The organism is Neolewinella xylanilytica (assembly GCF_002934605.1).
In the GTDB taxonomy this organism is placed as follows: domain Bacteria; phylum Bacteroidota; class Bacteroidia; order Chitinophagales; family Saprospiraceae; genus Neolewinella; species Neolewinella xylanilytica.
In genome coordinates this window covers 1,258,660-1,278,554 of sequence record NZ_PTJC01000005.1, presented here as the reverse complement: position 1 = coordinate 1,278,554, position 19,895 = coordinate 1,258,660, and the positions used below count along the sequence as shown (strand labels likewise).

Annotated in this window: 13 protein-coding genes; 7 read left to right on the top strand and 6 right to left on the bottom strand. The window is 59.8% G+C overall.

Annotated features, from left to right (window positions below):
• Positions 1–44 precede the first annotated feature (44 nt).
• Entirely contained in the window at positions 45–1,805 is a 1,761-nt protein-coding gene (locus tag CLV84_RS21740) for a hypothetical protein (RefSeq protein ID WP_104418636.1), read from the top strand.
• 16 nt (positions 1,806–1,821) lie between these two features.
• On the opposite strand, the gene CLV84_RS05035 is transcribed toward CLV84_RS21740, so the two are convergent.
• Positions 1,822–5,286: an nSTAND1 domain-containing NTPase gene (locus CLV84_RS05035; protein ID WP_104418635.1), complete on the bottom strand. Its 3,465-nt coding sequence runs from the start codon at positions 5,284–5,286 to the stop codon at positions 1,822–1,824.
• Positions 5,287–5,395: 109 nt separating this feature from the next.
• Between CLV84_RS05035 and CLV84_RS05030 the strand changes: the two genes are divergently transcribed.
• Positions 5,396–6,937, top strand: coding sequence for a hypothetical protein (locus CLV84_RS05030; protein ID WP_104418634.1), 1,542 nt, complete (start codon positions 5,396–5,398; stop codon positions 6,935–6,937).
• A 13-nt stretch (positions 6,938–6,950) separates the two neighbouring features.
• Entirely contained in the window at positions 6,951–8,693 is a 1,743-nt protein-coding gene (locus CLV84_RS05025; protein ID WP_104418633.1) for a glycosyl hydrolase family 18 protein, read from the top strand.
• Between the two features lie 20 nt (positions 8,694–8,713).
• Here the strand turns inward: CLV84_RS05025 and CLV84_RS05020 are convergent, their stop codons facing one another.
• Positions 8,714–11,098: a glycoside hydrolase family 95 protein gene (locus tag CLV84_RS05020; RefSeq protein ID WP_104418632.1), complete on the bottom strand. Its 2,385-nt coding sequence runs from the start codon at positions 11,096–11,098 to the stop codon at positions 8,714–8,716.
• 1,522 nt (positions 11,099–12,620) lie between these two features.
• Here CLV84_RS05020 and CLV84_RS05005 point away from each other — a divergent pair.
• From CLV84_RS05005 to CLV84_RS04990, 4 genes are read left to right on the top strand one after another with little or no spacing between them, the layout of a single operon-like run.
• Complete coding sequence (locus CLV84_RS05005) at positions 12,621–13,199, top strand: TetR/AcrR family transcriptional regulator (RefSeq protein ID WP_104418629.1); 579 nt, start codon at positions 12,621–12,623, stop codon at positions 13,197–13,199.
• An 11-nt stretch (positions 13,200–13,210) separates the two neighbouring features.
• On the top strand, positions 13,211–14,218 hold the full coding sequence (locus CLV84_RS05000) for an NADP-dependent oxidoreductase (protein WP_104418628.1): 1,008 nt from the start codon (positions 13,211–13,213) through the stop codon (positions 14,216–14,218).
• 4 nt (positions 14,219–14,222) lie between these two features.
• The gene (locus CLV84_RS04995) at positions 14,223–15,383 is read left to right on the top strand and encodes an iron-containing alcohol dehydrogenase (protein WP_104418627.1); all 1,161 of its coding nucleotides are present in this window, start codon (positions 14,223–14,225) and stop codon (positions 15,381–15,383) included.
• 51 nt (positions 15,384–15,434) lie between these two features.
• The gene (locus CLV84_RS04990; protein WP_104418626.1) at positions 15,435–16,112 is read left to right on the top strand and encodes a type 1 glutamine amidotransferase domain-containing protein; all 678 of its coding nucleotides are present in this window, start codon (positions 15,435–15,437) and stop codon (positions 16,110–16,112) included.
• Between the two features lie 111 nt (positions 16,113–16,223).
• Here the strand turns inward: CLV84_RS04990 and CLV84_RS04985 are convergent, their stop codons facing one another.
• The 4 genes from CLV84_RS04985 to CLV84_RS04970 form a co-directional block, all read right to left on the bottom strand.
• The gene (locus CLV84_RS04985; protein WP_104418625.1) at positions 16,224–17,087 is read right to left on the bottom strand and encodes a sugar phosphate isomerase/epimerase family protein; all 864 of its coding nucleotides are present in this window, start codon (positions 17,085–17,087) and stop codon (positions 16,224–16,226) included.
• 39 nt (positions 17,088–17,126) lie between these two features.
• Positions 17,127–17,498 (bottom strand): VOC family protein, encoded by a 372-nt coding sequence (locus tag CLV84_RS04980; protein WP_104418624.1) that lies wholly within the window; start codon positions 17,496–17,498, stop codon positions 17,127–17,129.
• A gap of 95 nt (positions 17,499–17,593) precedes the next feature.
• Positions 17,594–18,247: a hypothetical protein gene (locus CLV84_RS04975; protein WP_104418623.1), complete on the bottom strand. Its 654-nt coding sequence runs from the start codon at positions 18,245–18,247 to the stop codon at positions 17,594–17,596.
• 23 nt (positions 18,248–18,270) lie between these two features.
• The gene (locus tag CLV84_RS04970) at positions 18,271–19,770 is read right to left on the bottom strand and encodes a flavin-containing monooxygenase (protein WP_104418622.1); all 1,500 of its coding nucleotides are present in this window, start codon (positions 19,768–19,770) and stop codon (positions 18,271–18,273) included.
• Between the last annotated feature and the right edge of the window lie 125 nt (positions 19,771–19,895).

The following is a 19,895-nucleotide window of genomic DNA, read 5'->3' as shown; positions in this document are numbered from 1 at the left end:
AAGGATCTACCGATCCAAGTGTACAACGGATCAACAACCAACATATGGAAGGAAAGAAAATCGACCGCCAGCGTAACGCTCAGGCCGCCGCTGCGGGAAGACAGGGCGGACGGCCTAAACGTCCCGGTTTGCGTTCCGCGGAATCGAGCGGCCAGCTCCGCCTGCTGGAGCGGAGCGGCATTTCCGGCGGTGCTGGCGTCGTCCAGCGGGCCCCCATCCGGGTGAAAGGCAACCGCTTTCGGGAGGATGATCTGTTGTTCGACTTCGTCGGTGAAAACGCTACGGAGCAGTTGTATTCCATCCAGCTTCCGTCGGGTTCTATCGTATTCACGTATTCGCCGGAAGCAGATACGTATACCTTCGGGGAAGTGACCTACGGTACCCTGGCGGAGCTGGTCGCCTGGCTGGACAAGGGGAAAGTGGAAGAATCGGATGCGCCACCGGAAAACGCCACGCCGGAAGCGCCCCCGCGGCCGGAGGTAGCGGACCGGCTTCCGGATCGAGCGCGGAGTAAAAAACCCAGGCGCCGCAGGAAGTCGTCGTACCGATCCCTGCACAGGGCCGGATTAACCCGACCGAAAAAATTCGCTTTGGATGGTGCGGAGCGGGAATCGCAAGCCGCCTTATTCGGTAGCCTGGACCGTACTTTCGAAGGCAGGGGTATACGCGACGCAAACAAGGGCATTCTCAGCATGGCGATCCGGGTAGGTAAAGACGGGATCGAGTTGCATTCCACCGGAAAAATCCGGGATGCCGGGGCGATGAGGCCACTGGAGGAGCCGTTGCCGGAGGCGGAACAGCAGGCTGTTGTGCGGCTCGTCGAAAAAGTCCTCAAAAAATCCGGGCAGTGGGATTACCTGCGCAGGAACCGGAAATTGCTGATCAACCAGGAATGGTCGGTGATCGTGGACGTCGATTTTTATTACAGCCGTGACCGGGGGCGAACCCGCTTCCACATGGATTCTTCCGGCGAAACGCTCTTTACTAACCTAATCTACAACGACTTCGCCCAGCGGGAAAAACTCGGACCGGAAACGATCTCCGACCTGAGCTTTTTATCCGATACCGACCAGGATATGCTGGACGAACATTTCGGTGGGGAGAACCAATTTCCCGGCCGCCTGGCCCGCAACATCAGGCGGATAAGAAGGGGAGCTCCCGACAAGAAAGGAAAACCCGAAATCAAGGGCGAAAAAGTGGCCCCGCTGGATATCGTAACCTTTACCGATCCAACCACGCTACACGCCACTCCCGCACCGGAAGGACATAAGGATGATGACTATACCGCGAATTTCCTCCGGGAAACCAAGCAAATTCAGCTTCCCACAGATATGCAAAGAACCGTGCCCGGCGCGGTTTCTTCCGAACTGAGAGCAGGCCTGCAGATCAGGGAGGGCGACGACCCTCAGCGAAGGTCATTTCTGCGGATGTGGGTGCAAATCGTCCGAACAGCAGCCAGCGATATTATAAGGGATATCCTAAAAATGAACGAGCAACTGTACGTACTGGACCAATTCGTTAAAAACGATTTGAAGAACACGACCGAAGGCTACCTGTTTTATGAAGTTTTGCTGGCAAAATTCCATTTGGATGATTGGCTAGCTCAGCTTCACCACCGTATCATTTCCGGCCAAATGGGTGGAACCTACGAGATGGGCCAAAAAAGACAATTAATTGAAGCTTTGTTGGCTACTCTGAAGCGATTGGAAGCGGTTGTCGGCCGCTTATCTGACCCGACTGTTAAGGTTCAAATGAAACCCAAGTTCAACAAATTGCGAGCGTGTATCGACCTGCTGGAAGAATAAGCCGGTAGCCGGGTATTCATTCCGGCTTCGCCAGCTGGCTTTCGATGTCCCGTTGCAATGTCCGGATATTCGTGGGCCAGTTGTAGAGCAGGTTATTTTCGACGGCCACGATTCTATCGGCATTTACGCGGGTAACCCCGGTAATGCTGTGCCCGTCGGTTTCGATGGCAATATGGTCGTAATTGGGGAAACCATCGTGCTTTTGAAGAACGTAGTCTTCCCAAGGTGGCAGCAGATCCAGATTGAACAGCCAGACGGTCCCGTCCAGGCTGGAGGAGATCAGTTGCCGGTTTCCTTCGCGGTAGGTGTCATTGAAGACCAGACCGGTGATCTTAGCTTCCTGAAATGCTTCCGTCCGATTGATCTGGGCCAGGATTTCGGTAGCCCTTTCCGGGTCGTCGCCCAGGCGCACGATATCCCCGAGGGTGCTAAGCCAAATGTCTCCCATCTCGGTGCCGATGGCTACCCGTTGTTCGTTGCCGGTGGTGGGGGCCGAAAGGGCCAGTGCGGAAACCGATACGGCGGGATGGTGCACTACGGAACGTATGCGCAGTCGCAACGATTCAGCGTCCAGCTCGACGATGGCCGTAGCGTCCGCGCCACCCAACAGGAAGACCCGGCCATCGGCGGCGGCGGCCACCGCCGCTACGGATTTAATGCGGCCTGCCAAATCTACCCGTCTAATTTCCCGGTATTGCCCCGTTGCGTCCTGCCGGAGCAACAGAAAGGCCTGATCGCTACGGGCTACCAGGAGATCATCCCGGTCGGCTACGGGGTCCAACGATAATATGGCTCCCCGAACCGTCGAGGTGCCGAGTAGATAAGTCGGCGGACCAGGGTCCCGATCGGGAGGTACGCCGTAGCGAAAAAGGCTCCCACCGTACGTTCCCACCAGCAATTCCCGGCCCCGGTTGACGTAGCGGAGGGCGGAAATTTCGCTGCCAACTTCTATCGTATCGGAAGGCGCGAAGGAGGTTTGGTCGTAAAACCACAGGTTACCGCTGGCATCTCCCACCACAAACTGGTCCTCGACCGTAGGATTGGAGACTACCTGGCGGATCGCCGAAGAAAATCTTTGTTGTACGTTATCGGCATCCCGCAGGGCCAGCAGGGCGGTTCGGGCTTCCCGCTGGGCACTATACACGAAGGGGTACTGGTAGCTTTTTTCCGTGCCGCCCGACGTCATGGCGGAGAAGGCGGTGGTCAAGGCGGTGAAGGTTGTCGCGATGGCTTCCTCCGAGGTGAAGTCCCCGTCGTCCCCGCCGTCAACGAAGTTGTCGAGGGCCAGCAGCCCGGCGGTGGATACGCGGTAGTGTGCGGACCCCGGGGGCGCCATGTGCAGGACATCTCTTCCCGCGAGATACGCCGTTACATCCTGCTTATCGGCAATGGTGGAGGAGTCCTGTATCGCCTGTTTGAGGTCATGATAATCGGAACTATGGTACACCGAGGCGGGGATCAGCCTGGCCTTGTTCAGATTGTCGACGTAGTCCAGTAATCTCAGGTTATTCTGGGTTTCCCGTTCCATCCGATAAAATATGGTACCGAAAACCATCGCGATCACGGCCACGACGATCGCTAGCAGGGCAATGATGAGCCGGCTGCGGAACGACTTCGCTTTTTGCCCCATTTCCTGGCGAAAGGCTGCTTTCGCCGCGGCTTCCGCATCGTGGTGTTGCTTGCTGCGACGGATCAGGCGTAGTACCCGCTGCAATGGGCTGGCCGCCGGGTGCACGCTGGGGCCTTCCGTTGGAACGGATCCGGCTTCATCCTTCGCCACGGGATCAGCAAGCGGGGTGTATCGCCGCGTCCAGGCCTCGTTGGGTAACCATTCGTGTAAAAATCGCCCGGCCAGTTCGGTGCGGCTCGTGATCATGGTATAGTGCCGGGAAGCAATGGCACCGGGCTCCTTCGGCAGGGTCAGCAACGAAAACCTGACGGTTTTGAGCGTTGCCCATAAGCCGAATACCTCGTTTTGGTGGGGCGCGAGGGCTTTGGCGGTCGGTGTATCCGCATCATCCTCCCCCTTGGGGTCGGTACTCGACCGTGCTTCGTCGATCAGCGACCGGTAGAGGGTGGCCCCGTCGCTTTCGCGGTTGATCCAGCTTCGCAGCCGCTTCCAGTCGGTCAGTAACAAGCCCGGGTCGAGATCCAGAATTGTGGCGTCGTCGATGTCCGTCATCGATTCGACTACACCGTACTTGCCAACCGGTAAAATCACGGCCGGCAAGGAAGTTCCCGGAAACGAAAATGCCTCGATGACCGTCAGCAAAAGTTTCCTTTTTTGCGTCGCGTTCAGCTCCGTCGGCACGGATTCCGCTGCTGCTGCCTGGGGGAAGAGTGCCAGGGTATCCGCGTATTCCGCGCCGGTGCGAAAGCATTTTTCCAGACATTCCCCGAACGTATCCGGGTAGGATGTCAGGACGCGCTCCGGCCGGCTATCCTTCGTAGTGACCGACTGGAATAACCGCCTCGCCACTAGTTGATCGGCGGGCGACAGCGCCCGGTAGGTCTGCTCGAACAAGCGGTCGGCGCAGCCCGTCAGCCCCCGGAAGCGCTGGTATTCCTGTTGTAATGCTCGGTGAAACGCGGTGCGGGTAAGCGGCTCGTCCGTCGGCTGCTGTTTCAGCCACTGCCCGCCAAAGTGACACAGAAGGTAGAGGGATATATTCACCCGGGCGATCGGATTGGATAACTTTCCCTGGGCTGCGGCGAAGTCCTCGCTGATTTGTCGCACCAGCACGGCGGGCATTTCCCCCGCGGACGCTCGTTCGTAAGCCGAACGGATCTCGTGGGGATAGAGGGGGGGCAGCCGCTGGGTAAGGGTAGTGATCATCTCCGCCCAGCCGGGATAATTGTTGAGCCGGATAACGTGATCGGAATTGCTGCCGAAGAGGACGTAAATCGGGAGATCGCTCCGTAGGGCGTTCATCAGGAGCCCGAAGAAGAGAGCGTCGTCACCGGCTCGCACGGGAAGCTGGCGGTGTGGAAAGAGCTGCCGCCAGCGTTCCGACAGCTCCCGGTAGCTAAACAGTTCCTCGAGTTGATCGGCAACGACCAGCAACTTAAACGCCTTGCCATCCCGCTGCCTAGCTTTTCGGTACAGGCGGATAAGCCCGTCGTACGAAGCCCGTAGCTCCCGCTCGATTTCCCGGGCGTAGGCGGGCTCAAATACTTTTCTGGCCCGTAGCACACCCGGTTCCGCCAGGGCCTCCGCCAGACTGCCGATGGGGTCCTGCCGGGGCACCAGCGTCACCGTCCGCCATTCCGGACCCGCATCCTGGAGGTATGGAATGAACTGCCGGAAAATAAAGTAGCGAGTACCGACACTGCCCGAGCCCCGCAGCAGTACGAAACGGCGTGGGCCCCCAAGTTGCCGGATTAAATCCTGAATACTCTGCGTCCGGGGTACATCGATCGACTGGGGCGGTAAATCCAGGGCAAGTTCCAGCTTGGAATCCACCGGTGCTTTCGTGTTCATACTCGATTCTTTCCCGATAAGGTGACGAGCCGGCAACTAGCGGCGGTAGAAGGTAATAGTTTATAAGTTTATACACGCAATTTCGGGTGATTAATAGTATATTGGTTTAATGGGCGATCCTAATGCAAGGTCCAGCGGCATGATGGGCGATTTATTCCAGCGACTTTCACTGACCTGGGTACCGGTAGGATTGGTGACGCTTTTGCCCGTACACCTCCTCCTCGCGCAGGGGCCCGCGCTTATTGCCTCCGGGTCGGACACCTGTCTGATTTGGACGGATAGTACCGCCCGTAAAGTCACCACTTTCGCCGCTACCCGTCGGGTACGAACGTATCAGGAACGACCGGTCGAGCTGGGGCCCACCGCGCCCGTGCGCATCAGTTCGCGCAGCTGTAGGGAGTTTCTCGGTCTTCCCCGTATTCCTTTGCTTGCCGGCTGGAGGAAAGACCGCTGTAGCGCACTGAGCTTCACCTTTTCGCCGTCCGACGACGCGGACCCTGATATCCGCTTCACCCCACCGCGCAAAAAGTGGACCGGAAACCGCGCTACCGATAGTCCCGCACGCCCCGGCGATACCGTCGAAATTACCGTTTCGACGGTAGGCAAACGCCCCCTGCGGCGGATGCTGTTGCGGGGGGAGGGGGAGATTTTGGCGGCCGCGGAGGACGCCGCTCCCTTGCAGTTCACGCAGGTCTTGACCGGGGTGCCGGCATACTTCGCCTTATCCATGCAGGCCCAGCGGAGGTTCCTGGTATTTCCGGTAAAGCAGTTCGCTACCGTTTCCGTGGTGCGAAAACCCCGGCCTTACCAACGGTACGATCCGCCGCCCCGCAGCAACCGGGTGGCAATAGATAGCCTGGTCAATCGGGTGGAATTGGACACCGTCGGTAACGAACGGTCTTCGCTCCTGCGCGTCGCCGCCCTCCGGCAAGATTCGACCATCCTTTACACCCTCCGGGAAGCTGCGCTCCTCGGCCCGGTACCGACCCTGCGCCTGGACACCCTCTCGCGACAGGCATGTCCTGGCTCCTACGATTTTTCTCGCCTCCACGAGTTCGATGCCCGCCCGGACTGGTTGGTGGAAGACACCCTCCTTTTTCAGGCAGCCGATAAGACCGAAACGGTGGTGGGATTGCGCAATCCCCTGGGTAGCCACCGCGTCCGGATCCCGGTGCGGATACCGAAGCAAATCCGGGAGGAAACACCCGAAAACCGGGATTCCCTGTTGGCGGTGGCGTACTGGATCGGCGCCGGACCGGAATTGCTGGCGGCCTACGCGGCACTGGCCGGGGAGATACCACCCGCCTGGAGCCAACCCGGCGTGAGCGCACCGCTGGCGGCCTTTGCCTCCGGCCACCCGGTGGTCTTACCCGCGGTGCGGTCGCCGGGAGGGATGGCAGACCGGTACCGGATCACCTACCAACTGGTGGAAGATAGTTCCCAGCGGAAAATTACCTCCTCCGACGGCGGATACCCCTTCGGGGTGCTGGATGGCGAAGCGCTAAGGGGGCTAACGGGGGAGGGCGATCTGCGCCTGACTTTACGCCTGGAGAACCGCCACGAGAGCAATACCTATCCCCTGCAACTTCTCGTCGTAGCCATTTACCAAACCGAGGGACGGGGCATCCGGTGGGTGTCGGTCCACCCCTGAACGTCATCGCCCTATGCGCTTCACCCGCTTGCTCCTCACCTTGTTCCTGATCGCGTCCCTTGCCAGTGTTACGGGACAGGAAGAGCCGTCGCGTATCGATCGCTTCCTGCAGCTGTTCGTCCAATCATCCGCGGATTCGAGCACCGGCACCTTCAATACGGACCGACCGGACCTCCAACCGGCCGAGCGCTACGGCTACGTGTACAATTTGGTCCACCGGGAACAGCACGCCCGCTACCGGCGGCTAAGCGATTCCATGCTCCTGACGCCGGACCAACTGCGCTACGCAGATTACCGGCCGGTAGCTTATGCTGCGGGAGACACCGTCGTCCTGGCCAAGGACATCCGCGTTTTCGGATGGCACCCCCATTGGATGGCCACGGCCTACCAGCAATACCGTTACGAGTTGTTGAGTCACGTGGGACTGTTTGCTTACGACATCGATGTAGAAGAGAACGGGGCTCTGTATACCAATCCTGACGTCGTCCGGGGGTGGGAAGCCGACGACTTCGACCTGGTCGATCGCGCCCACGCGCGGGGAACGCGGGTCCAGCTCACCCTGACCAGCTTCGGAACGCGTAACAACCGGATCTTTTTAGCCGACCTGGACCTCCAGGACCGGCTGATCGGGGACATCGTCGGCCGGGTGATGGCGATGGGGGCGGACGGCATCAACGTGGACTTCGAACTGATCCCCGAGGGTTTTGAAGACCACTTCACCGCCTTTATCGTCGCGTTGAGCGAGCGCCTACGGACCGCGAATGCCGCCGCAGAACTATCGGTCGTGCTACCGAAGATGAATCGCAACCGGAGCCAGCGCCCTATATTCCGACTGGACGACCTGCAACCACACGTTGACTTTTTCATCCTTACCGCCTACGATTTCGTCACCGGCCGCGATCTGCCGGGTCCCATCGCGCCTCTGTATGCGCCGCGCGCCCAACGGACCGGCTACGGTAGCATCGAGGAGGTCGTCTACGCCTACCTGGACGAGGGAGTGGACCGGAAAAAGTTGGTCGTGGGACTCCCCTACTACGGCGGAAAGTGGACGCGGGCCAAAGCGGCGGATGGAAGCGACACCACCTATTTCGATCACGTCACCTACGGATCGGTACGCGCGCGCCTCCGCGGGTTGGACAACACCGCCTACGATCCTACGCGATGGTCGGTGAAGCTTGACCGAAGCAGTGTAGGGGGCGGGCCCGAAGGTACCGACCCGCTACTGGAAACCATCTGGTGCGACGACAGCCTTACCCTGAACGTGAAGTACGACTGGGTACTGGAGGAAGGGTTAGGCGGCGTCGGGATCTGGGCCCTGGGCTACGATCAGCCCGGCACCGAACTGTGGTCGCTCCTTCAACGCAAATTCGCCCCGGCTAGTGATACCTTGGTGTACGTAAGTCCGAACCGGACCTGGCTGGCAGCGGGTACGGGGGTTTACGCATACCGCCACCCGATCCTGATCACCCTGCTATTCGTTTTTCTGATCCTGGTCGCCGGCTTTGTCGCCGCCCTGTTCGACTGGCGGGTGCGCGACACCTTCTTTCGGAATGCGACGCTGCGGCGTCTGTACATAGGCGCCGCGCTTATCCTCCTTCCGGCCCTATTGATGCTGGGCGTATACCTGCTCGACTATCAACCTTCCACCGAGCACCCCGGTTTCTGGCTCGCGTTGATCGTTTCGGCGGTACTGGGGGCTCTCCTGGCGCGGGGCATTTCGAATGTGTTCTGGCAGCACCGGGCCGAACTGCCCTGATCGTATCCCTCTATTTCGCCCTACCAGTTCATCACCCGCTCCTCCCCCGCATTCAGCCGTAACGGCAGTTCCCGGTCGCCGTGGATGACGATCGTCCGGGCGTCCTTCAGGGCCTTGATGGTGGTTCGCCGCAGCCGGTTTTCCGACCATTCCAGGGAAACCTCGAACCCGCCGCGGGTACGCACGCCGCTGATGCTGCCGCGGGACCAGGCTTTGGGGAGTGCGGGGGTGAACCGAATATGGTCTTCGGTCGACTGCACCAACATCTCGATGACGCCCGCCGCTCCGCCGAAGTTGCCGTCGATCTGGAAGGGCGGGTGGGCGTCGAGGAGGTTCGGGTAGGTACCGCCGTGTACGTTCCCCTTAGGAGGGACGTATTTCAGAAGGGATCGGTACAGTTGGTAGGCGCGGTCGCCGTCCCACAGCCTGGCCCAGAGGTTGATGCGCCAGCCCTTGGACCATCCGGTACTCTCGTTGCCCTTCAGATCCAGGGAAACCCGGGCCGCCTGTGCCAACTGGGGCGTCAGGTCAGGAGCGATGTGGTGGCCGGGATGCACTCCGAAAAGGTGGGTCTGGTGCCGGTGGCGGGGATCTTCGTCGTTCCAGTCGTAGAACCATTCGCGGATGTTTCCCTTCCGGCCCAGGCGGTAGGGATGCAGTTCCGCTTTGACGTTGTACACTTCCTGTAGGAAAGAATCCTGAATGCCCAGGGTCAGCGAGGCGCCGATAAAATCATCGAAGAGTTCCTTCATCATGGCCAGATCGGCCGTGCCGCCGTACATGGTGGAGCCGACGTAACCCGACTTGGTCACGTACTTCGCCTCCGGGGAGGTAGACGGCGATGTGACCCAGTGCCCCTGGTAGTCGCGCACCACCCAGTCCATGCAGAACTGCACGGCCCCCTTCATCAGCGGGTAGGCTTCCTCCCGCAGGTAAGCGGTGTCCAGGGTATAGAGGTAGTGCTCCCAGAGGTGGGTCGCCAGCCAGGTGCCGCCCATGTTCCAGTTGGCCCAGTTGACGCCGCCCGACTTCTCCCCCACCGGGTTGCTCATGGCCCAGATATCGGAGTTGTGGGCTACGGACCAGCCGCGGCTGTTGTAATAATTGCGCGCACTGGCCCCGCCGGTTTGTGCCAGGTTTTCGATCCAACCCAGCAACGGTTCGTGCAGTTCGGAAAGGTTGGCCGGACCCGCCAGCCAGTAGTTCTCCTCCACGTTGATGTTGGTGGTGTAATTGCTACTCCAGGGCGGACGTAGGTAGGGGTTCCAGAGTCCCTGCAGGTTGGCCGGCACATTCGGGGTGCGGCTGCTCGAGATGAGCAGGTAGCGGCCGAAATTGAAGTACAACTCTTCCAACTGGGTATCCTCCGCACCGGTAGCGTAGCGTTGCAGCCGTTCGTCGGTGGGCAGCCGGGGCGCATCGGTGCTGCCCAGGTCGAGTTGTACCCGGTCGTAGAAACCCCGGTAGTCGGTCTCGTGGCGTTCCCGAAGCTCGTCGTAGGAATAGCCGGATGCCCGGTTGAGGTTCTCCGCGGCGATCGCGCGGTTGTCGAGCCCGTCCGTTGCCGGATTCTTGTCAAAACCGTTGAAACTGGTGGCGATGGACACCAGCAGCACTGCCTCGCTGGCGTTGCGGATGGTGAGCGTACTGTCGGTCACGCTGACCTGCCCGTCAGTCTGGCTCACCCGGAAGAGCGAGGAAAAGCGGGTGCCCCGGTCGGGATCGAAGCGCACGGGATCGGGCACGTCGACGTAGCTGGGCTCTGCGCTGTAGGGGGCGTAGCCGTGCACGTTCAGCTGCCGGTTTCCACGGGCGAAGTCGTAGCGCAGCAGGCTTTTGAAGTCCAGGGTGGTGTTGAGGGCACCGGACCGGTCGGCCGTCAGGCGGATCACAAACACTTGATCCGGGTGGCTGACGAAATACTCCCGCTCGTAGGTCGTTCCACCGGCCCGGTAACGCACGCGGGCGGTGGCGGTGGCGATGTCGAGCTCGCGGTAATAGTTGGTAGGATTGGCTTGACCGTCGAAGTGGAGCCGCATCGTGCCCAGCGGGGCGTAGGATTCGGAGTACGGTCCCTGCAGGGCGACGTTGAGCGAATCGGCGGCTTCGTAGTCGTCGCGTGCCAGGGCGTCGCGGATGGCGGGCAGCACTTCGTGCGCGTCCTCATCGATGGCGGTATCCACCGGTTCGCCGGACCAGAGCGTGATGTCATTCAGGAAGATCGTATCCGTCGCTATCCCGCCGAAGACCGTGGCCCCCACCCGACCGTTCCCCAGTACGAGGCTTTCCTCGAAGTATCCGGCTGGCTCATCGTACCACAGCACGTGGTCGGTGGCCGCGGCGTCCTGGGCGGCAAGACGTAAGCCAAACAACAACAGGCAGAACGGTAGTAAAAAGCGTTTCATACGATCGACGGGACGAGTGAATGTACGGGGTACAACGGTGTGGAAGCGGTAAACTTACGTTGGGTGGCGGAAACGTGGGGTTGGTGGTGACCTGGCGGCATAAAACTTCGCAAACCGTACGTGACGCCGCCGCGAAGCTGTTTTCTAAAGAGGGACCGCTAACGGTGTTGACTGAATTAAAGTAAGCTTGCCGGAGCCAACCGTTCCATCCACCTTGAATCCTGTTATCAAAGATATACACCTAAAATGCGCAGCCGGATAACGCATTGATTATTTATCTGGTCAGTATACCTTCTTCTACTTTTCCCTGGGTTAGTCCTCTTAGTGCTTTAGGATTGAACTAAGCAATAGCTTGAGGCCGCCAGCGTGGTGCTGAACAACCGAATGAAAGCCGCGCATGCTAAACCTTACGGGGCCCTACCCGTAAGGTCGCATAGCTACGTAAGGTTTTCATTCGGGCAGTGCAGCGCCGCGAAGGCAAGTCAAGGTGCAGCTTAGTTCGGTCTGGAAGCACTAGACATCTCTACATATATACTAGGTGAAACACGAAGTCTAATGTGGATAGACAGCTCTCACGGAAGATCAACAATAGTGTTATATACGCTATTCGGAACATGGATAGGATTTCCGCTGATGATGGCCCTTTCCACTGTTTTCCGGGTGAAGCAGACAAATATCAAGGCGATGGTAATGGCATACAGTTCATCGATCGTCATATTGGCTTTCTTCTCCAGCAAAAGTCCCCCGCTTTACCTTGTAGCTATTGCTTTGGTGCTCACGCTTCTCTTTTGGGCACAACTCCAATGGGCGAATAAACTGCGTGGACTTTATCAGCAAAAGCTCAGTATGTAATGGTATTTAATTGGAACCCCTGATGGTTTAATTATCACACCTGTACCTTACATTTCTTAATTCACATCATGGCTAGCCCATCCCGTTTTGCTATCCACCCAGCCCATAGGGCACCGGTCGCATTACTTTACGTCCTCCTCCTGTTCTCCGGACAGGCATTAAATGAAGTAGTAAGTTATCTATCCACTGGAATGAAACCAATGTATTGGGTGGGCTCTATGCCAGGCCTTGTCTATCTGGCCATATATTCCGCGTTTGGCACTGTTTTCGGTTTGTTACTGATGTTCTTCTTTGCAAAAATATTCTCTATAAAGCCCGAAAACACCACGGGAGTCGTCCTGTCGTACACCGCTTCAATCATGGTATTGGGCTAGCTGTATTACAATGGTACCATCCTCTCTTTTCTGCCCCGGGTCGTACTACTCACGCTAGCTTTTTGGATGCTGTACGCGCTGATCCGAAGAAATCGTCGTGGAGCGACGGAAAGAAAGAGTCGGTAGCGTAACTAAAACTTGGGCGGCGGAGCGCAGGTGAAAACCGACTCCGCACCAGTTTTCCTCGCAAAGTCGACCAACCGCCAAACGGTCGGTCACCGTTCAAGCAAGCGAGAAGAAGGTGGTGTCCGAACAAAATGAATGAACGTTCATTTACATGGTACACCGACCCTACCATGACCACTACGGAAAAAGGACAAGCCAAACGACAATCGCTCATCACGGCGACGATCGATCTGGTCAATAACAACGGCTTCCACGCCGCCCCGATGTCCCTGATCGCTAAGCGGGCGAGCGTAGCGGCGGGCACCATCTACCGCTACTTCGAGAGTAAGCAGGACCTGGTAAACCAGGTGTACCTGGAAGTAAAGGAGGCGTTCAGTACGTCGGCTTTCCGGGACTATACCCCTACGGCTTCCGTCGAGGACGATTTCCGTACGGTCTGGCACAACATCGCCGCCTTCAAGCTACGGGAGCGGGACAAGGCCGTCTTTCTTTCCCAGTGCGACAATACCCCGATGATCGACGAGGCCAGTCGGCAGGAAGGCCTCCGCCACCTCCGCCCGCTGCTCGAAATCTGGGAAAGGGGCCAGGCGGAGGGCCTGATCCGTCCGGTATCGCCCTACCAGCTTTACGCCTTCAGCATCTACCCCATCGCTTTCCTGCTCCACATGCAGCAGCGCGACCTCTACGACATCACCCAGCCCCGGATCGACGAAGTCTACCGGATGGCCTGGGACAGTATAAAAAGCTAAACATATCCATCATGCCTGACAACCAAACCATCCTCCTGAAGAGCCGTCCCTCGGGTAAGCCGACGCTGGCAAATTTTGACCTGACCACCACGGAAATCGGCACCCCCGGCGACGGAGAGGTGCTCCTGCGGAGCGTCTACGTTTCCGTCGATCCGTACCTACGGGGACGGATGAGCGACGCCCCCTCCTACGTCCCTCCGTTCGAAGTGGGGAAACCTATTTCTTCCGGCATCATCGCCGAAGTGATCGAATCGAAAAGTGATCGCTTCCAAAAGGGGGACTACGTTTCCGGTTCGTTGGAGTGGAAGGAACGGCAGGTCGCCAAAGCCAAGGGCCTACAGCAAGTAGACCCCGGTAAAGCCCCGCTGTCCGCTTACCTGGGCGTGCTGGGCATGACTGGCCTAACCGCCTACCTCGGACTCACCGAAATCGGCAAACCCAAGTCCGGTGAAACCCTCGTCGTATCCGGTGCCGCCGGGGCCGTAGGCAGCGTGGTCGGCCAGATCGGCAAGATTCTCGGTCTACGGGTAGTCGGCATCGCCGGCACCGACGAAAAGGTCGATATGCTGACCTCCGAATTTGGCTTCGACGCCGGTATCAACTATAACACGACCGAGGATATGTCCGCGGCCATCGGCGCCGCCTGTCCCGACGGGGTCGACGTGTACTTCGACAACGTCGGCGGCGACATCTCCGACGCCGTGCTGTTCCACATCAACAAATTTTCCCGCACCATCAACTGCGGGGCCATCGCGGTCTACAACAGCAAGGAACTGCCCAGAAGTGTCAGCGTACGTCCCTTCCTGGTGAAGAACAGCGCCCTGATGCAGGGCTTCATCGTATCGAACTACGCCGACAAGTTCCCCGACGGCGTCCGGCAACTCGCGCAGTGGCTGCAGGAGGGCAAAATCACCCATAAGGAAACCGTCCGGGAAGGATTCGACACCATTCCCCAGGCCTTTCTCGACCTCTTCGACGGGAAGAACACCGGCAAGATGGTCGTCAACGTAAAAAAATAAGGACATGAATAACTTTCAATATCAGAACCCCACCAAGATCCTGTTCGGCAAAGGACAGATCGCCAGTCTCGACAAGGAACTCCCCCGGGATGCCAACATCCTACTCCTCTACGGCGGCGGCAGCATCAAGCGCAACGGCATTTACGAGCAGGTGACCGCCACCCTGGGCGACCGGAAGGTCGTCGAGTTCGGGGGTATCCCCGCTAACCCGGAATACGCCAAACTCATGGAGGCGCTAAAGGTCATAAGGGAGCTGGACATCACGTACATCCTCGCCGTCGGCGGCGGATCGGTGATTGACGGCGCGAAGTTTCTCTCCGCCGCCGCCCGCTACACCGGCGACGACCCCTGGAAGATCCTCACCGATAACATCTCCGTCAAGGAAGGGCTGCCCTTCGCTACCGTCCTGACCCTGCCGGCCACGGGCTCGGAAATGAACTCGGGTTCCGTCATCACCCGCGCCGAAACCAAGGAGAAACTCGCCATGGGCGGGCCGGGGTTGTTTCCCGTCTTCTCCATTCTCGACCCCGAGGTCATCCACTCCATTCCGCAACGGCAACTGGCCAACGGGATCACGGATGCCTTCACCCACGTGCTCGAGCAGTACATGACCTACCCCACCGGCGCCCTGCTGCAGGACCGGCTGGCGGAAAGCATCCTCCAGACCCTCATCGAGGTAGCTCCAAAGGTGCTGGAAGACCCCACCGATTACACCGCCGCATCGAATTTCATGTGGAGCTGCACGATGGCCCTTAACGGCCTTATTTCGAAGGGCGTACCCACCGACTGGGCCGTCCACGCCATGGGCCACGAGCTCACCGCGCTCTACGGCATCGACCACGCGCGCACCCTGGCCATCGTCGCGCCGAGTCATTACACGTATAATTTCGAAGCCAAGCGCGAGAAGCTGGCCCAGTACGGCGAGCGGGTCTGGAACATCACCGAAGGATCTACGGAGGAACGGGCCCGCGCGGCCATTGTCCGCACGGAAGACTTCTTCCACCAGCTCGGTATCGATACCAAGTTATCGGACTACACCGACGACTACGAGGGTACCGGCGAGGAGGTCGCCCGTCGCTTCACCGAACGCGGCTGGAAAGGCCTCGGCGAACACCGCAGCCTTACTCCCTCCGACGCCGAACAGATCGTCAAGATGGCCTACTGATCGGCACGGAATGTCCCCGGCCACCAATACCAAACCGTAAAAAAATCTATTATGAACATTCTATTCGTACTGACCTCCCACGACAAGTTGGGCGACACCGGCAAAAAGACCGGTTTCTGGATCGAGGAATTTGCTGCGCCCTACTATACCCTACTCGATAAGGGGGCGCAGATCACCGTAGCTACCCCGAAGGGGGGACAGGCCCCCATCGATCCCAGCAGCGACACGGAAGATGCCCAGACCGAGGATACCAAGCGCTTTAAACAAGACGACCAAGCCCAACGGGTGATCGCCACCACGAAGAAGCTGAGTGAGGTTTCCGCCGACGATTTCGACGCGGTCTTCTACCCCGGCGGCCACGGCCCGCTGTGGGACCTGTCGGAAGACAAAACCTCCATCGCGCTCATCGAGCAGTTTAACGCCCAGCAAAAACCCATCGCCTTCGTCTGCCACGCCCCGGCGGCACTGAAAAACGTGAAAAATGCCGCGGGCGAGCCGCTGGTGAAGGGTAAGAAGGTCTCCGGTTTCACCAACAGTGAAGAAGCAGCGGTCGGCCTCACGGAGGTCGTGCCCTTCCTGGTGGAGGATATGCTGAAGGGCCACGGCGGTCAGTACTCCAAAGCGGCCGACTGGAGCGTCCACGCGCAAACCGACGGCAACCTGATCACCGGCCAGAACCCGGCCAGTTCGCAGGAAGTCGCCGAGCGGTTGTATGCGGCCCTGCGGTAGGTGTCGAAAACCTTGCCGCAACCGAATTACCATCCCGGACGCTGAAGTAGTCAGCGTCCGGGATCTTTTTTTCCGCACGTCAACGATGGGTCGGTCCGAAAAGCCACCGCATCATTCGTACGCCTCCCGTACCTGCCGCATCATCTCCTCGTAAGCCGGCTTCCCCTGCTCGCCGACTTCGCCCCACCGTGCCTCGATGTGGATATTTCCGGTATAGCCTTCGGCTTTCAGCGCCCGCAGGTAGGGGGTAAAGTCATCCCCCGCAACGCCCGGTGGTGCCCGATGCTCCCGCTCGGCGATCTCGCTGTACACGGCATAGGGGCCTACCCCACGAATATCCGACGCCGGCTCCCCGTTCATCAGCATGTGGTAGATGTCTACGCAGAGGCGAAAATTCGGGTGGTCGACGGCCCGGACGACCTCCAGTGCCTCCCGCAGGGTGGTAATGAAGTTACACTCGGTAGTATTGAGGTTTTCCAAGGCGAGGATCATGTCGTAGCGCTCGGCTACCTCCGCAACCCGCTTGCCCATGTACACGAACTGGGCGGCAGCCTCGATCCTACTGAAGCCGTCGGGCAAGGACCGGGACCCGCAGCTTCCCCAGGTGATCAGGGTTAGCCCCGCCTCCTGCGCTCGCCGCAATACCGTGTCTACGTAGCCGATTACGGCGGCCTCGTCCACGTCCGGACCGACCACCTTCAGCTCGCCGGGAAGGAAAAGATTCGTAGCGTACAGGGGTACTTCCAGCGCCCGGATGCCCGGAAGCAGGGCCTGAAATTCCGCCTCCGAGACGTTCCGCGGGGAGAGTAGCAACTGGGTGCTCGCCGTCAGGTAGCCGTAGCCGGCCGCGGTGATGACGGCGTCGTTTTCGAGGGAATCCTGGACGATCCCGATGGCCGGTATAGTAGGTGCTTCCTGGGCCGACAGGAAGGGGGACAGCAGCAGCGCGGCGAACGTGAGGCAGGTCATTTTCATACCAATCAAGGTAGAAAAAAACCCGCTAGGGCCGGTCCGTCAATTGGTGCGGAACTCCGCGAAGTGCCACAGCACCCCCGCCGGGTCGTGCATGTGCAGCTCGCGGCCCCAATCCTCCCGCCTCACTTCCGAAAAGCGTACCCCGGGGTAGTCTTTCGGCAGGTCCAGCGCCATCAGTTCGCGGTAGCAGTTGTCGAAGTTCTCGACCTCCAATAGCAGCATGGTGTTTTCCACCCAGCTCTTTTCGTAGTAGTCCTGCAGGTAAAAACCGAGGCTACCCCGCACCTTGAAGTAGCTCATCTTGCGGTCGATGATGACCTCTTCGAACCCCAGACGGGCATAAAACCGCCGGGATTCACCGTAGTCGCGCGCGCCGATGAAGGTGCGGATAGACTTGGAAATGCATTGCATGGTTCAGTACAGTTGGCTGCCAGCGCTAACGAACGCAAATCGCCGGTCTAGTATGGCCCCGTCGATAAATGCATGCGCCTTTTCGGCATTCTTCCCTAGTTCACCGTCTCGAAGCGCTGGTGGGTGACCCGGATCGTCTCCAGCCCGGTCCCCTCGAAGTACAAGCGAACGGAAAAGCGATCCGTAAACTCGGCCGCCCCCTCTTCGAAAGTGAAGGCCCATTCCGAAAATTCCGCCATCCCGGGATCGTACGCGCGGCGGAGCGGCTTGTCTGGCAACGACAGCACGTAACCGGCGTATTCCGGCTGCTGGTAGATCAACCGCAGTTTCTCCGGCAGCACCTCCAGCGGGTCGCCCACGAAGATGGAGTTTTCCGCCGGCCACCGCCCCACCGAATCCGGCAGGGCACCCCCCGCTTCGATCGCCACGACCGCCGCTTCCCCCAGGCGGAAGACGACCCGCTCGGTGCGGCCGGTGGACGTCTCCAGGGTGAGGAAATCGTACAGCGCCAGGTCGCTCTTCAGTTCCGCCGGACGGGCCGCGGGCATCCGGCCCACCACTCCCACCCGATCGAGAGCCTTCTCCCGCCCCAGCGCCTGCAACTGGGCGTACACCTCCTCCGGGGAGCTGCCGGTCCGCAGGGTCCAGCGGCTACCCTTCCGGATTTCCGTGGTTACCGGTCCCTGGGACGGGTCGCGGAGATCGCAGCCGAAGAGGAGTAGGGGCAGCAGCAAGAGCAGGTACTTCATGGTATTGACGGGGATATGGCGCGTTAGACGGGGCCGGCGTCCGGTTCGTTGGCCGGCGTTGTTCCGGCGCTCCGGCGCCCCAATTCCAGTACCCCGTCGTCGATGCGGCCGAAGCGGGTGATCAGGGCGTCCATGGCGTAATTCTGGTACACCCGCCACGGCCGGCGCGATCCCTGCTTGGGCATTACGTCCGCCGCCCGTTTGATGTAGCCGGCGCTGAAGTCGAGAAAGGGTTCCTCCGCCACGTCGGTTTCCCGCTTCGGCACGACGGTAGCGTAGCCCTTGCGATCCAGGTAGTTCAGCAGTTTGCAGACGTAGTTGGCGGTGAGGTCGGTCTTCAGGGTCCAGGAAGCATTGGTGTAGCCGAAGGCGATGGCCACGTTCGGCAGCCCGCTGGGAAGCATCCCTTTGTATAGCATGATGTCGGCGCTGCGGACGCGCCGGCCGTTCAAGCTGATTGCCGCGCCGCCGAGCAGGTTTACTTTTAGGCCCGTGGCCAGCACGACCAGGTCGGCCGGTACTTCCTTCCCGGAGGCCAGTAGCAGCCCGCGGTTGGTAAAGCGGTCGATGGCGTCCGTCAGCACCCTAGCCTGCTTTTCCCTTAGCGCGCGGAAGAGATCGCCGTCGGGCACCAGGCAGAGCCGCTGGTCCCAGGGGTCGTAGCTCGGGCGGAAGTGTTGGTCCACATCGATCTCCGGACCGACCTGCCGGGCCACCCCCTTCCGGATGAAATCCGCGATCCGCTTCGGGAAGGCTCGCGACAGTCCATAGAGCAGCATCCCGCCGCCGAGATTGACCCAGCGCGTCAGCCGGTACGCCCACCGCTGCGGCAGCACTTTTTTCAGGCCCACGTAGAGCGCGCTGCGGTTCGGCAGCGTCATGATGTGGGTCGGTGACCGCTGCAGCATGGTCACGTGGGCGGCGCGCTCTGCGAGGGCGGGCACGAGGGTGACGGCGGTGGCCCCGCTGCCAACCACCACGACGCGTTGGTCCGTATAGTCGAGGTCATCCGGCCAGAACTGGGGATGGACGATCCGCCCGGCAAAGCTTTCCTCGCCGGGGAATTGCGGGCGGTGGGCCTCTTCGTAGCTGTAGTAGCCGGTGCAGAGGTAGAGAAAGCGGGTGCGCAACTGAATTTCCTCGCCTTCCCGGTCGATCGTCAGCGTCCATTCCGCTTTGTCGCCCTTCCAGTCCGCCGCCGTCACCCGGTGGCCGTAGCGGATCTTGTCGTCAATTCCGTGTTGCCCGGCCGTATCCCGTAGATAGTCCAGAATCTGCGCGCCGGAGCTCAGCGACTTCGGCTCCTGCCACGGCTGGAAGCGGTAGCCGAAGGTGAACATGTCGGAATCGGAGCGGATGCCCGGGTAGCGGAAGAGGTCCCAGGTGCCGCCCATGTTGTCGCGGGCTTCCAGGATGGTGAAGCTTTTCTGGGGGCACTTTTTTTGCAGCCAGTAGGCGGTGCCGATACCGGCGAGGCCGGCGCCTACGATGGTGACGTCGTGTGTTTCGGGCGGTAGTGGCATGGTTTTTTTTGCGCCGGAGCGCGGGAAGATAGCCAACTGCGACCGTTCGTTGCTTACTACCCCATTCCCATTCGGAACCGGCGCCCCCTTCCGGGTGGTAAAAGGAAAAGCCCCCCGGCAAGTAC